General features: G+C 42.4%; 12 protein-coding genes and 1 other annotated feature. Of the genes, 9 read left to right on the top strand and 3 right to left on the bottom strand.

Translation table 11 applies throughout. The features are described 5' to 3' along the window. Positions 1-55 precede the first annotated feature (55 nt). The 4 genes from NSU15_RS18025 to NSU15_RS18010 all read left to right on the top strand — a co-directional run bounded on the left by NSU15_RS18025 (position 56) and on the right by NSU15_RS18010 (position 3,939). On the top strand, positions 56-316 hold the full coding sequence (locus tag NSU15_RS18025) for a stage V sporulation protein S (RefSeq protein WP_019910496.1): 261 nt from the start codon (positions 56-58) through the stop codon (positions 314-316). A 148-nt stretch (positions 317-464) separates the two neighbouring features. Then, positions 465-1,430 carry a dipeptidase gene (locus NSU15_RS18020; RefSeq protein ID WP_339287099.1) on the top strand — a complete coding sequence of 322 codons (966 nt, stop codon included), beginning with the start codon at positions 465-467 and terminating at the stop codon, positions 1,428-1,430. Between the two features lie 138 nt (positions 1,431-1,568). Continuing rightward, positions 1,569-2,141, top strand: coding sequence for a phosphate propanoyltransferase (locus tag NSU15_RS18015; RefSeq protein WP_042128797.1), 573 nt, complete (start codon positions 1,569-1,571; stop codon positions 2,139-2,141). Positions 2,142-2,583: 442 nt separating this feature from the next. After that, entirely contained in the window at positions 2,584-3,939 is a 1,356-nt protein-coding gene (locus NSU15_RS18010; RefSeq protein ID WP_339287097.1) for a DEAD/DEAH box helicase, read from the top strand. A gap of 211 nt (positions 3,940-4,150) precedes the next feature. Here the strand turns inward: NSU15_RS18010 and dapA are convergent, their stop codons facing one another. Then, a complete protein-coding gene (gene dapA / locus NSU15_RS18005; protein WP_076119581.1) occupies positions 4,151-5,047 on the bottom strand; it encodes a 4-hydroxy-tetrahydrodipicolinate synthase in 897 nt (298 codons plus the stop codon). Between the two features lie 121 nt (positions 5,048-5,168). Here dapA and NSU15_RS18000 point away from each other — a divergent pair, with 121 nt between their 5' ends. After that, a complete protein-coding gene (locus tag NSU15_RS18000; RefSeq protein WP_339287095.1) occupies positions 5,169-6,044 on the top strand; it encodes a LysR family transcriptional regulator in 876 nt (291 codons plus the stop codon). 156 nt (positions 6,045-6,200) lie between these two features. Beyond that, on the top strand, positions 6,201-8,081 hold the full coding sequence (gene htpG / locus NSU15_RS17995; protein WP_076119584.1) for a molecular chaperone HtpG: 1,881 nt from the start codon (positions 6,201-6,203) through the stop codon (positions 8,079-8,081). Positions 8,082-8,142: 61 nt separating this feature from the next. On the opposite strand, the gene NSU15_RS17990 is transcribed toward htpG, so the two are convergent. Continuing rightward, the gene (locus tag NSU15_RS17990; RefSeq protein ID WP_339287093.1) at positions 8,143-8,607 is read right to left on the bottom strand and encodes a DUF4362 domain-containing protein; all 465 of its coding nucleotides are present in this window, start codon (positions 8,605-8,607) and stop codon (positions 8,143-8,145) included. A gap of 125 nt (positions 8,608-8,732) precedes the next feature. Further along, positions 8,733-8,994 (top strand) — a binding site (T-box leader). A gap of 44 nt (positions 8,995-9,038) precedes the next feature. Here NSU15_RS17990 and metG point away from each other — a divergent pair. Beyond that, complete coding sequence (gene metG, locus NSU15_RS17985) at positions 9,039-10,682, top strand: methionine--tRNA ligase (RefSeq protein WP_339287091.1); 1,644 nt, start codon at positions 9,039-9,041, stop codon at positions 10,680-10,682. Here the strand turns inward: metG and NSU15_RS17980 are convergent. Further along, positions 10,679-11,548: a LysR family transcriptional regulator gene (locus tag NSU15_RS17980; protein ID WP_042128783.1), complete on the bottom strand. Its 870-nt coding sequence runs from the start codon at positions 11,546-11,548 to the stop codon at positions 10,679-10,681. The two genes, metG and NSU15_RS17980, sit on opposite strands and share 4 nt — an antisense overlap. A gap of 150 nt (positions 11,549-11,698) precedes the next feature. Between NSU15_RS17980 and NSU15_RS17975 the strand changes: the two genes are divergently transcribed. Beyond that, positions 11,699-13,435, top strand: coding sequence for an ABC transporter ATP-binding protein (locus NSU15_RS17975; protein WP_339287087.1), 1,737 nt, complete (start codon positions 11,699-11,701; stop codon positions 13,433-13,435). Continuing rightward, positions 13,432-15,171 carry an ABC transporter ATP-binding protein gene (locus NSU15_RS17970; RefSeq protein ID WP_042128781.1) on the top strand — a complete coding sequence of 580 codons (1,740 nt, stop codon included), beginning with the start codon at positions 13,432-13,434 and terminating at the stop codon, positions 15,169-15,171. The genes NSU15_RS17975 and NSU15_RS17970 overlap by 4 nt, the downstream gene beginning before the upstream one ends. Positions 15,172-15,284 lie beyond the last annotated feature (113 nt).

Genomic DNA, 15,284 nt, shown 5'->3' with positions numbered 1-15,284 from the left:
ATAACATCTAAAGTAGTGGAAGAACACCATTATTTTCCCAGGGGAGGTACTTACTATGGATGTATTAAAAGTATCAGCTAAATCCAATCCAAATTCCGTCGCCGGCGCATTAGCGGGTGTTCTTCGTGAACGTGGATCGGCAGAATTACAAGCTATTGGAGCTGGAGCACTGAATCAAGCAGTCAAAGCAGTTGCCATTGCCCGGGGATTTGTTGCACCAAGCGGAGTTGATTTGATCTGCATTCCTGCCTTCACTGATATAGTGATTGATGGAGAAGATCGAACCGCGATTAAACTGATTGTTGAACCCAGATAATAGACCTATAGAATGAATGAACCTGTTTACTATTGTAAACAGGTTTTTTGCTTTTGATTTATAGTCAGGAGTTTTTCTGCATAATATCTGAAATAGGCACTTAGAAGTAAAATGTACGGCTGGAACTGTGAGGAGGTGGGGGTGCTAAATGAGAGCTGAAAAGTTTAAGGTAGCAGATTTTCATTGTGATGTGCTAAGCAAAATGCAAGCCTCTCCGGATATTAATTTCGACAATGACCCTCGATTAGATATTACTGCAGAACGGTTGGCATCTGGCGGAGTGGAGTTGCAATGTTTTGCGATATATCTTTCAGCTACGAGAGGTAAACCTAGCTTTGAACATGTTTTAGGACAAATTGATCTCTTTAGGCAAAAGATAGTGAGCACAGATGGGCTTCAGTGGTTACGCTGGAAGGAGGAAGTGGAGAATCGATTAGTTGGAGCACCTCCTCAAGCAATGCTCTCTCTGGAGGGCGTAGACGGCTTAGAAGGGAACTTGTTTTATGCTCAGCTCTGTTTCGAACTTGGAGTGCGGTTTCTAGGTGTCACTTGGAATTATGCGAATTGGGCAGCAGATGGTGTGCTAGAGAAGCGTAATGGTGGATTTACGGAGAAAGGGAGAAAGCTGGTAGAATGGTGCAACCACAGTGGAATGCTGCTGGATGTGTCGCATTTGTCGCAAGCAGGGTTTTGGGAACTGGCAGATTTAAGCTCTCGTCCGTTTATAGCTTCTCATTCGAATGCCGCAGCCATTTGCGGTCACGTTAGAAATTTGAAAGATGAACAGATAAAAGCTCTAATTGCGATGGACGGGAGAATGGGGCTGACCTTTTATCCGTGGTTTGTATGTGATCATGGAAAGGCTCGTATGGATGATTTGTTAAAGCATATTGAACAGGTATGCAGTCTCGGCGGAGAGAAGCATCTGATGTTTGGCTCAGATTTTGATGGCATTGATACTTGGGTTGAGAAGTTGGAGCATCCGGGAAAATACCCTGATCTTATAGAACAACTGCTTCGTTATTATCCTGAGGATACTGTAAAAGGCTGGATGTATGAGAATGCGACATCTTTTTTAAGCGTAAACTTGCCCTCTCAGGTGTCTAAACCATGACAATCTTGTCCAAAAAACATAAATTGTCGAAAAAAGGGCCTTCGTTATGATGCAGCCCTTTTTATTTTGGTGAAATAAGATGTATAATGGTTAATGGCTTGTACAGATACTAGAGAAAATACAAGGAGTGACTTTACAATGAGTAAGACTGTACCCGTAGGTGTGTCGGCTAGACATATTCACCTTACGCAAGAGCACGTGGAGGCTCTGTTTGGCCCAGGATATCAATTAACTGAGTTCAAACCACTTTCCCAACCAGGACAATTTGCAGCAAATGAACAAGTAGCAGTTATCGGTAGCAAAGGTAAATTTGACAAAGTAAGAATCTTGGGACCTGCTCGTCCGGCTTCCCAATTGGAAATTTCCCGTACTGACTCCTTCGCACTTGGCGTGAAAGCTCCAGTTCGCGAATCTGGAAATATTGAAGGAACACCTGGCATTACGCTTAAAGGACCTGCTGGTGAAGTTGAATTAGAACAAGGTGTTATTATCGCAGCTCGTCACATTCACTTCCACACTTCCGAAGCTGAAGCTTGGGGCATTGCGGATAAGCAATTGCTTAAAGTTCGTCTCGGTGGCGACCGCGGTCTTGTATTGGAGAACGTAATTGCTCGTGTATCCGACAGCTTCAAACTTGATATGCATATTGATACTGACGAAGCTAATGCTGCTGGTGCCAACAATGGCGACACTGCTGAAATCGTAGACTAGTCTTTATAACAATCATAAAGAGCGGGGGAGAAATCCTCCGCTTTTTTGTTGTGTGCGTAGAACCGTTATGTGGCTGATACGCCGCCGTTTGAACATCTTTCGGACTGCATAGCTCTTATTGACTATTAATTGTACTGATTTTGGCTTAATTTTCATGAATAAATGCAACTGATTGGATAGTGCGGAATAAATTTACGAATCTTCAAAATAAAGGCGGCTGAGTTCGATCACTCATCAAAATGTACGCCCGATAAACTGGCAGATGTTTAAACTGTTTGAATAGTAAGGCGGATCGTATCCTGAAATGGATTTTTAATGAAAATTGGTGTGATGATAAAGAATATCTATTATTATGTGACTAATTGTGTTATGATTATTGTTTATGACGTGACAAATGGATTTAATGTTAAGAATATATGTATTAGAAATTAAGGAGACTAGAATGACATTTAACGAACTGAATATTATGCCTGCGATTTTAAAGGCTTTAACCAAAGAAAACTATACATCACCTACACCTATACAGGAACAATCGATCCCAGCTGTATTAGCAGGCAGAGATTTACTTGGATGTGCTCAAACGGGAACAGGAAAGACAGCTGCATTTTCTGTACCTATTATTCAATTATTAAGCGAACAAACCAATTCCAACAAAACAAACAATGTGCGACGCATTCGCTCGCTGATCTTAACACCGACAAGAGAACTAGCGATCCAAATTGCTGATAACATAAAAGCGTATAGCCAATATACAGATATCCGCTCTGCTGCCATCGTTGGCGGTGTATCACAGAAAGTGCAAGAGCGTGCCCTGAATCAAGGTGCTGATATTCTAATAGCTACACCAGGTAGACTTATCGACCTGATCAATCAAAAACGTGTGGATTTGCAGTATGTCCAAATTCTTGTCTTGGATGAAGCTGACCGTATGCTAGATATGGGCTTTATCCATGATGTGAAACGAATCATCGCTAAAATGCCTACGAAGAAACAAACATTATTCTTCTCTGCAACGATGCCTACTGAGATCTCAAAATTGATCAAAACCTTGCTTGTGAACCCAGTGAAAGTTGAAATCACTCCCGTATCTTCTACTGCGGATAGAATCGAACAATCGATCTATTTATTAGAAAACGGAAATAAACAGAATCAATTGAATCTTTTGTTACAGGATAAATCGATTGTCTCTGCTCTGGTGTTTACTCGGACCAAACGTGGTGCTGACCGTGTTACACGTGACCTAGCGAAGGTGAACATTTCTGCACAAGCCATTCACGGCAATAAATCACAGAATGATCGTCAGAATGCATTGCGGAATTTTAAAAGTGGTGCAACCCGCGTTCTAGTCGCTACGGATATTGCCGCGCGAGGAATTGATATTGATGAGTTATCTCATGTAATCAACTTCAACTTGCCGAATATTCCGGAAACTTATGTGCACCGAATCGGTCGTACGGGTAGAGCGGGGCTGAGTGGAACTGCAATTTCTTTTTGCGAATCTGAAGAGCTTCCGTTCCTTAAAGATATCGAAAAATTGATCGGGAAATCGATTCCAGAAGTGAAGGATCACCCGTATCCGATGTCTCGTAAAACGCAGATGAAAACAGAACGATCTTCGAAACCGTCAGGTTCAAGACCAGCGAATTCCAGACCGTCATCTGGTAAACCGTCATCAGCTAAACCAGCAGCTTCAAAACCAGCAGCATCTAAACCTGCCAAAGCAAAGCCAAAGTCTAACCCTCCATTAAAGCCAAAGTCGGAGTGGTTCACTAAAGGAAGACAAACGAGCAGTAGATAAGTTATTTTGAACGCTGTACGTTTTTTATAGTAAGATCTCAAAACCGTCAGAGAAATCTGATGGTTTTTTTGTTAGTTGATGATAGAGTGAATTCAAAATATGGTATAGTTTTTGACACAAATACAGCTGAAATCATCACTTTAAAAAATGGAGAGTGGTAAAAAAACAGCCGCTAAACAGTTCCTCACTGTATAACGGCTGTTATATTCTCTTATGCGGTGGCTTCAATCGCGTTGTCCTGAACATAAGAACCAAGCTCTTGCTGAAGCGCTGTGCTGATGGAAGTCATTGGGAGGCGAAGCGTATCCGAATCGATTAGTCCATTCTGGCTAAGCATCCATTTGATTGGAGCGGGATTAGATTCCTTGAACAAGAGGCGGATGATCGGCAGGAGTTGTTCAAAGTTTTCTTTAGCCAAGTCTAATTGACCGGATTTGAAGGCTTCGTATATACGGATACATTCTGCTGGATAAACGTTCGCAGTAGCAAGCATACCGCCAGTTGCTCCGCAGCTAAGCATTTCGTAAAAGAGTGAATCGTCGCCGCCGAGCACCGGTTTGGTACCCGTACGGACTAGCTCAGTAACCAATTTGGTGCTGCCCGAGCAATCTTTTAATCCGACAACATTATTCATTTCTAGGATTGTACGTGCAGTATCTACGGTCATAGCAGTACCCGTACGACTTGGGATGTCATAAGCCATGATTGGAATGCCTACTTCTGCTGCTTTGCGGAAATGGGCAATGATGCCCTCTTGCGAAGGACGACTATAATAAGGGACGACTACTAGCGCGCAATCCGCACCAAGGTTAGCTGCGATCTCTGTGCGTGCTACCGTAGAAGCTGTGTCATTGGTTCCTGTACCGACTACTAAGGGGATAGATGTAGATTGTAAAAGCTCACGAGAAGTGTTTACTAGAAGCTGCATTTCATTTACGGTTACAGTTGGCGATTCACCGGTGGTTCCATTAACGACCAGACCTTGTATGCTGTTGTTAATAATGTTCTTTACATAACGCTGATACGAATCCAGATCAACTTCACCAGCAGCATTGAACGGGGTGACCACGGGGACATAAATTCCATAAATCTGTTGTTCTGTAAGCATAAATTATCGGCCTCCAAAATATTTTAATTCCTCTACATATACTTTACCATGGAATGTTGCATCGTCGTTAGCTATAATAAATGATGTGTATCATCAAAATTATTGATGTTAGGGTGAGGTTATGGATTTAACCTATTTACGAACATTTCGCGAGGTGGCTAAACGTCAGAGCTTTACACGGGCTGCTGAAGAGCTAGGTTACGCGCAGTCGAGTGTTACGATGCAAATACAGAAGATAGAGAAGGAATACGGAGTGCCTTTAATAGAAAGGCATGGTCGACAGCTGCGACTAACCCCGCCTGGAGAAGAGTTGTTGAAGTTATTCGTGGAGATTTTGGATCTGTATGACCGTTCTAAAGAAACCATCGCCCAGCAAATAGGAGGTACGCTAACGATTGGTACGATTGATTCTTTAGCTGCATTCTACTTGCCTCCCTACCTACAGCAGTTGAGGACGAAATTCCCGAAGCTTGATATCCATCTACAAACGATGCAGGAAGCTAACCTCTTGGCCAAAATAAAAGATGGGGAAGTAGACATCGGTTTGATGCTCGATCGTACCACTACGGATTCTTTACTTGATCGTACGATCATTAGAGATGAACCACTCGTGTTGATAGCCCCCATTAACCATCCCCTTGCCCAGATGGATATAGTAACCTTACAGGATCTAAATAACTGCGAATTAATTGTTTCTGAAGAGAGCTGTATTTACCGGAGTCTGTTCGAGAATTTGTTAAAAGAGCATGGAATTATATTCCGCATCGGTTTTGAGCTTTCGAATCTAGAGGCGATTAAACGTTGTGTTATGAATGGTCTTGGGATTGCATTACTCCCGAAAATTGTTGCAGAGGAAGAAATTGAGCGGGGTAACTTGGCCGAGCTGTCCTTCGCGCATCCAGAAATTCACTTCGATCTGCAGCTGCTGATGCACCCTAAGAAATGGAAGTCTCAGCCTTTGCAATTTCTAACCCAAATGCTACTTGCAAATCATTAGCAGAAAGACAGTTTTATTTAATGAAAGTCACTGTAAATATTGACATTCAAAATCAGTTTATGTTATATAAAAAGAAGAATTAGCACTCATCTAACAAGAGTGCTAATCACGAAATGTTGGACAAGATGTTTATTTTGAAAGGAGATCTATTTATTCATGGCCAAAAAAGAGTTTAAAGCCGAATCGAAAAGATTGCTGGAAATGATGATTAACTCCATTTATACACAACGGGAAATTTTCCTGCGCGAGCTAATTTCCAATGCAAGTGATGCGATTGATAAGATCTATTACAAAGCATTATCTGACGAAAGCCTGGTCTTCAATAAAGAAGATTATTATATTAAAGTGACTGCCGATAAGGCGAACAGAACTCTGACGATCTCCGATACTGGTATCGGTATGACGCAAGAGGAACTGGAGAATAACCTGGGAACGATCGCGAAGAGCGGATCTCTTGCTTTTAAGAAAGAGAATGAAGCTAAAGATGGTCATAATATCATCGGACAGTTCGGTGTTGGCTTCTATGCTGCTTTTATGGTGGCAGATGATGTAACGGTGATCAGTAAGGCTCTAGGCAGCGAGGAAGCCTTTAAATGGGAGTCTAAGGGCGCTGACGGCTATACTATCGAGTCTGTCGAGAAGGATTCTGTGGGTACTGATGTAATTTTGAAAATTAAAGACAATACCGAAGAAGATCAATATGATGAATATTTGGAAGAATACCGCCTGAAATCCATCATTAAAAAATACTCCGACTTCATCCGTTTCCCAATCAAAATGGACGTGAAGGAGTCAAAGCCAAAAGAAGGCACGGAGAACGAGTTCGAAGAAGTTATTCAAGAACAAACCGTGAACAGCATGGTGCCAATCTGGCGTAAGAACAAAAGCGAGCTGACTACGGAAGATTACGATAACTTCTATGCAGAGAAGCGTTACGGCTTCGACAAGCCGCTTAAACATATTCATATCAGTGCCGATGGTGCTGTAGTGTACAATGCGATTTTGTTCATCCCAGAAAATACACCGTTTGACTATTACACAAAGGAATATGAAAAAGGTCTTGAGCTGTATTCCAACGGTGTGTTAATCATGAACAAATGCGCGGATCTCTTGCCTGATTACTTCAGCTTTGTAAAAGGTATGGTGGATTCTGAGGATCTTTCCTTGAACATCTCCAGAGAGATGCTCCAGCATGACCGTCAGCTGACTCTGATTGCTAAGAACATTAAGAACAAAGTGAAGAGCCAACTGCAAAGCTTGCTGAAGGATGAAAGAGAGAAGTACGAGCAGTTCTATAATGCTTTTGGCAGACAGCTTAAGTTTGGTGTGTACAACGATTATGGTATGCACAAAGATACTCTTCAAGATCTGCTGATGTTCTACTCCTCCAAGGAGAAAAAGCTGGTAACGCTGGACGAATACGTGTCTAGAATGCCAGAAGATCAGAAGTACATCTACTATGCTTCCGGAGAGTCGATCGACAGAATCGAAAAACTCCCGCAAACTGAGCTTGTTTCGGATAAAGGATATGAAATTCTCTACTTCACTGATGATATTGATGAATTTGCAATCAAGATGATCATGTCTTATAAGGAAAAAGAATTTAAGTCTGTATCCAGCGGAGATCTTGGCATTGAAGCTGACGAAGCGGACAAGCCAACGGAAGCGGAAGAGAACGAAAACAAGGAGCTTTTTGAAGCGATGAAGGACATCCTGTCCGGCAAAGTGAAAAATGTTAAAGCCTCCAAACGTTTGAAGACTCATCCGGTATGTCTCTCTGCTGAAGGCGAACTGACCATCGAGATGGAAAAAATCTTGAAATCGATGCCGAATGGCCAAGAAGTTCAAGCGGACAAGGTACTCGAAATCAACATCCATCACGAAGTATTCCAGTCCTTGAAGGCGGCAGCAGAGAACGACAAAGAAAAGCTCGGTTTATACACGAACCTGCTGTACAACCAAGCCCTGTTGATCGAAGGTCTACAGGTTAGTGATCCTGTTCAATTCACCAATGATATTTGCAAAATCATGAAATAATATGAAGTACAGAGACCATCCAATTGTATTATGATTGGGTGGTCTTTTTTATTTCAGTATTTCATTCTGTTGTGCGAAAAAGGTAGTAATCAATTTCAGAGTCATTATTTGTGCAACCGCTGATCGAATAGATAACTTCACCTTGTGTGCTTTTTTTACTCGTCACTTCGGAGCAAGTATCGGTTCTGACATCTTTGTTGCTCCCACCAAATTCATCATTAGAAGTATCATAGCTATAATTAATTATACTGCCATCAAACTTCAAATCCTTAAATATGGGATCACCCTCATCTGTGTAACTTGTAACGCGTATATTGTCTGCTTTTTTCCTGGAGAGATTAGTTATAAATTGCTCGAATTTATCTAGGTTGTACACTTTTTTAAATGAAACAATATCTCCCCTACTGATGGCTTCTTTGGAAGTATAGGGTTCACTTTTGGGAACAGAATTAACTTTATTATCGGAACAACCCCATACTCCTGCTAGTAAAAGAACAGAGAGTACAAGTAAATTTACTTTTTTCACTGAGGGACCTCCTTGTAACTTATTTATATAAAAGACGGAAATTAACTGGAAAAGTTACAGTGAGCTTGATGTTTCGCATTGACAATAAACAACAAATTGAGTATTATTTCCTGTAACTTGAATATGTAAAAGCAAAGAAGAGAAAGAGTACCACGGCAATTCTTTCTACAGAGAGCTCCGTTCGCTGAAAAGGAGTAAAGAAAAACCTTGGGAATATGGTCTCAGAGCTGCGCATCGAAACCTTTTGGGTTGTAGGCTGCGCCGGAACCTGCATCCGTTATAGTGCTAGGGTATAAACGTTTATTAACGTCGTACCTGAAGAGGTAAATGTCATGAGGCATTTATAAAATTAGGTGGTAACACGTGAGTAGAACTCTCGTCCTTTGTGGATGGGAGTTTTTTTGTTGTCTAAAAAAAGGAGGAGAAGGTTAATGAGTAATGTGTTTATAGGCGGAGCTTGGCCGTATGCGAATGGATCTTTACATCTTGGGAGATTATCAAGTGTGTTGCCTGGGGATGTGCTGGCACGATATTTTCGCTCCAAAGGGGATAACGTTTTATATGTGTCAGGCAGCGATTGTCATGGCACACCTGTAGCGGTTCAGGCTGCTAATGAAGGGATCACACCCGAAGCTTTTGCAAGTCGATACCACGAAGAGTTTCTGAAGTGTTTTGAACAGCTGGGATTTAGTTATGATCTATATACTCGAACGGATCAACAGCAGCATCATAAGGTCGTGCAAGAGTTGTTTGCGAAGCTGCTAGAGAATGGTCATTTATATAAAAAAACCATTGGGCAATGTTACTGCGAGGTAGACCAGCGATTTTTGCCAGACAGATATGTGGAAGGCACTTGTCCGGTATGTGGACAGCGGGCGCGTGGAGATCAATGCGATTATTGTTCTACGATTCTAGACCCTGCCGATTTATTGGACAGAGTCTGTAAATTATGTGGGAATACACCGACAGAACGGCCGACAGAACATTTTTATCTTAGCTTATCTAAATTTCAATCTGAATTAACTGATTATGTAGACGAAGCAGTACACTGGAGAGAAAATGCAATAAAACTGACCAAACGATATTTAAAGGAGGAGCTTCAGGATCGGGCAGTAACCAGAGACTTATCTTGGGGTGTAAATGTTCCTGTAGCTGGATTTGAAGATAAGAAGATTTATGTCTGGATTGAGGCGGTAAGTGGTTATTTATCAGCCAGCAAGCAGTGGGCTACACAATCTGGAGGGAGCTGGGAGGAATTTTGGTCAGAGAAAAATGATGGTATTACCGCTTATTATGTGCATGGTAAAGACAATATTCCTTTTCATACCTTGATATGGCCAGCCGTCTTATTAGGAGCAAAAGAGTTACATTTACCGGACCGGATTATATCTAGCGAATATTTAACCCTTGAAGGGCAGAAGTTCTCCACTAGCCGTAATTGGGCGGTCTGGGTACCTGATATTCTAGAACGGTATCATCCTGACTCTATTCGTTATTTTTTAATTGCCAACGGGCCTGAGAAGCGGGATACGGATTTTTCCTGGAGAGAGTTTATTTATAGTCATAATGGTGAGCTGCTTGGAGCATTTGGTAACTTTGTGAATCGTTCATTGGCTTTTGCGGATAAGTTTTATGAAGGGAAAGTGCCGAAGGGAGAATTAGATAAGGGGTGGAGGGACAATATTGACCTCTTGTATCTGGAGTCAGGGCGCCTAATTGAAGCGGGAGATTTAAAGGATGCGCTGGAGTATATTTTTTCTTATGTACGTAAGGCAAATCAGTATTTTGATCGGCAAAAGCCTTGGATTCAGGTAAAAGAGGATCGGAAAGCCTGTGATTCTACAATATTTACTTGCGTTCAGATTATCGCTAATTTGGCAAGTTTGCTGCATCCGTTTCTACCTTTTTCTTGTGAGAAGATCAGGGGGTTCTTATCGCTTGAACAACCGAATTGGCAGCCCTGCGCAGTTCCCCCTTATCAACAAATAACTGATTTACAATTGTTGTTTGAACGAATTGATATAAGTCGTATTAAAGAAGAAGAGGATAGACTCATTCAACAACAAGTGAATTAACCATTCTTGAAGCTCTCAATAAACTTAGAAGCCAATGATGATAAGTATTTATCCTTGATCCAGACGGCGGCGACCCGCGTGCGAAGCGATTCACTACTGATTTCTTTATAGATCAAATTACGATTACTCGTTAATTCGAAAGCGGATTTGGGGATGATTCCAATGCCAAGACCAGCGTTTGCCCAGAGCAGTGTTGTTCGTGCATCATCATTCATGCAGAAAATTAGCGGATCAAAGCCGTTCTCAAGACAGGTTTCCCGGATAAGCTGCTCAAAACGGCGGTAGATAATGAGCGGCTTATCTTTTAACTCACCGATCTCAACGAAGTTTTCATCTGTTTTCCAGTCATACTCTGGAGTCATTACGGCAATCATAGGCTCAGCCTGTGTGTAAAGACATTCTAAATTTGTAGCATTAAAGGGTGTCCGGACAATGCCAATCTCGACAATACCCTTGTTCAAAAGGTCGATGATTCTGAAGGTATTCCCTTCATGGATTTCAAATTTAACGCCTTTATACGTTTTGTGGAACTCACAAAGTCGATCTTGGAGCAAGGTAGCTCCGGAAGAAGATACAGTACCTATGGCGAGAGTTCCTTTCAAGCCTTTGACAAAATCATTGAGCTCCCGCGCAGTGGAATCGGCCAGCTCAAGAATTTGTTGGGCGCGGTCACGTAAAATGGCACCAGCTTCGGTTAGCTGCACGCTGCGCGGACCTCGATCGACGAGTTTGACCCCCAGCTCTTCTTCAAGCAGCTTAAGCTGTTGACTGAGCGGAGGCTGGGCCATTTGCAGTCTTCTAGCTGCAGACGTAATCTGTCCTTCCTCAGCGATAGCTATAAAATATTTAAGTTGTCTAATATCCATAAAAGAATCCTCCGAACTTGAGATATGTTTATCGTATGGGAGCGATACGAATCAAATATTATTAATATGTGAGTAGATATGCCATAATCATAACTGTTATTATACATATTTCAAATGCTTAAATACTTCTTATGTTGGGTGTGGATGACGTTGTTCAAAATTGCAGTTTATTTAAAACCGTACAAAAAAGAAGCCATCATCGGTCCAATCTTTAAGCTGATGGAAGCGATTCTGGAGCTGATTCTGCCAACCATTGTCGCATTAATCATCAATAATGGGGTAGGAAATCATGACAGTGCTTATGTATACCGCATGGGTGGCTTGATGGTGCTGATGTCTCTACTTGGCTTCGGCTGCTCTATGGTATGTCAATACTATGCGGCACGAGCATCTCAGGGATTCGGCACGACGCTTCGTAATAAAATGTTCAATCATATTACATCCTTATCGTACGCTGAGCTGGATACGTTCGGTACGCCTACGCTGATTAACCGGATTACTAATGATGTAAACCAGCTGCAGATTGCTGTTGCCATGCTGATTCGCCTGGTTATTCGTGCGCCGTTTATCTGCATCGGAGCTATCATAATGTCGATGATCTTGGATTTTAGGTTATCGCTGATCCTAATAGCGGCAACGCCGATTTTTGGGATTATTTTATATTTCATTATCACTCGAAGCGCTCCTTTGTATCGATTGTATCAACAGAAGCTGGATGCACTTGCACTCGTACTTAGTGAGAATTTGTCAGGAATTCGGGTCATTCGTGCTTTTGCCAAGAGACGTACGGAAAAAGAACGTTTTGATGCCTCGTCTGAGGATTTAACCACTACAGCGATCAGAGTCTCGCGGATTTCCGCTTTACTTGGACCGATGACGACACTTGTAGTAAACGCGGCGATTATAGCTATTTTATGGGTAGGTGGAATTCATATTGACGGGGGCCGGTTGTCTCAGGGTGAGATCATTGCCTTCATCAATTATGTCACTCAAATCTTGCTGGCACTTATAGTGGTCTCTAACCTGGTTATTATTTTTACAAAAGCCTCATCCTCTGCCAATCGCGTGAATGAAGTGCTGAGTGTCAAAGCATCCGTGTCCGAGGAAGGAAATGTTATGATGGCTGAACCTAATCATACCGCTCCTGCTATTTCATTCGAACGTGTATCGTTTGGTTATAATACAACTGGTGAATTGGCATTAGAGGATATATCGGTAGTCATTAACCGCGGAGAGACTGTAGGGCTGATTGGCAGTACGGGTTCTGGTAAATCTACTTTTGTGAACCTGATTCCACGTTTTTATGATGCGGTGCAAGGTGAAGTTAAAGTGGATGGAGTGAATGTCAGAGATTATAAGCTGCATCAGCTTCGTGAGAAAATAGGGATTGTCCCGCAAAAAGCAGTGCTGTTCACAGGAACAATCGCTGAGAATATTCGTTGGGGGAAGGAAGACGCCACCGAGGAAGAAATCATGCAAGCTGCCTCTGTTGCTCAAGCAGAAGAGTTTATTCGTAAATTGCCGGAAGGGTTGAATACGCAGGTATCCCGTGGTGGACTTAATTTATCCGGGGGACAGAAGCAGCGTTTGACCATAGCTCGTGCAGTGGTAGGTAAGCCGTCGATTCTTATTCTGGATGACTCCTCCAGCGCGCTGGATTTTGCTACTGATGCGGCACTTCGTAAGGCGCTCAAAAATAGCAGTCAGGAAATGACCGTACTCGTTGTCTCGCAGAGGGTAAGCACTGTAAGGCAAGCAGATAAAATTATGGTATTTGAGGAAGGGCGGATTGCCGGTGTCGGAACCCATGAGGAGCTGATGCGTGGTTGTGAAGAGTATAAAGAAATCTGCCTGTCCCAGCTATCGAGTGAGGAGTCGGGCCAATGAACAAAAACAACATTTGGAAAAGACTAATTGTATATACAGGACATTATAGAAAAATAGCTATAGGGGCGGTTATATGCGCATTACTCAGTGTGATCGCCAGTTTAATCGGACCACTACTTATTGGTAAAGCCATTGATTTTATGATCGGACCTGGAAAGGTTGATTTTGACGCTGTACTTAGATTGCTTTTGATTCTGGCAGCGGTATATATTGTCGGCAGCTTTTTTGGATGGCTTCTTACTTATTTAACTAACCGAATTGCATACCGAACGGTATACGACTTACGGAGAGAGCTTTTTGATAAATTAAATGTTTTGCCTTTAAAGTTTCATGACAACCACCCGCAGGGAGACAGTATCAGCCGGTTTGTTAACGATATGGATGCCGTTTCTGATGGACTGCTGCAAGGTTTCTCCACACTGCTTACAGGGATCATCACCATTGTTGGGGCAATTGTGCTAATGCTGTACATAAGTCCTGTGATGACCTTGGTAGTTCTTCTGTCAGCACCTGTTACCTTTTTTGTAGCAAGATTTATTACGATGCGGTCTCAGAAGATGTTCAAAGAGCAAGCGAAGATTCTGGGTGGTCTCAATGGGTATGTGGAGGAAATGATAGGCGGACAAAAAGTGGTCACTGCTTATCATTATGAAGAACGTGCAATGACACAGTTTGAAAAACAAAACGAGACATTATATCAGACCGGTGTGAAGTCACAATTCTATGGTTCCTTGTCCAACCCGACAACACGGCTGGTCAATAATGTTACGTTCTCAGTCATTGCAATGATCGGTAGTGTTATGGTCATTCGGGGTCATTTCACGGTAGGGGATCTGTCTAGTTTCTTGATTTTCTCCAACTTGTTCGCTAAACCTTTCAATGAAATTACAGGTGTAATTACGCAGCTACAATCGGCAACTGCCTCTGCACAGCGGATCTTCGCCATTCTTGATTTGACTCCAGAACCGGCTGATTTAAAGGATGCCAAAATCATGAATACAAGTCAAGGAACTATTATCTTCGAGAAGGTATTCTTTGCATATAATCCAGAACGGCCTCTGATAAATGATTTCAGCTTGGAAGTGAAGCCAGGGACTCGAGTTGCGATTGTTGGGCAGACCGGAGCGGGGAAGACGACGCTGGTTAATCTGCTCATGCGTTTCTATGACGTAGACAGTGGATCCATTAAGATTGATGGTGTGGACATTAAGACCATTACTCGCGATAGCTTGCGACGTAATTTTGGGATGGTGCTGCAGGATACTTGGCTTTTTGGTGGCACGATTAGAGAAAATATTGCTTACGGCAAGCCTGATGCTACAGATGAAGAGGTCATAGCTGCTGCTAAAGCTGCTAATGCACATAGCTTCATTAAACGTCTGCCTGATGGATATGACACGAAGATCAGTGGTTCAGGAGATAATCTTTCGCAAGGACAAAAGCAGCTTCTTACCATAGCAAGAGTCATGCTCGTAGATCCACCTATGCTCATCTTAGACGAAGCTACGAGCAGTATTGACACGCTAACAGAGGTGCGGATTCAGAAAGCTTTCCTGACTATGATCGCGGGTCGAACCAGCTTTGTGATTGCCCATCGATTGTCGACGATTCGTGAATCGGATCTCATTCTATTCATGAAGGATGGCGATATTGTGGAAAGCGGTACGCATGATCAACTTCTAGCTAGTGGTGGATATTACGCCAGATTGTATAATAGTCAGTTCGCGACAGCGTAGACTTAGTGAGTAAAAAAGAAGCAATCGATCCCATTTTGGGTGAGGATGCTTCTTTTTTTGTTGTCCGTAGCAAGGCATTTACTGTTCCAAAATGAAATCTCAGATTGCTCCCC

Origin of the sequence: Paenibacillus sp. FSL E2-0201, assembly GCF_037963325.1 — a bacterium.
Classification (GTDB): Bacteria; Bacillota; Bacilli; order Paenibacillales; family Paenibacillaceae; genus Paenibacillus_AQ.
Note: the sequence above shows the minus strand (reverse complement) of the source record. Positions and strands in the feature narration are given on the sequence as shown.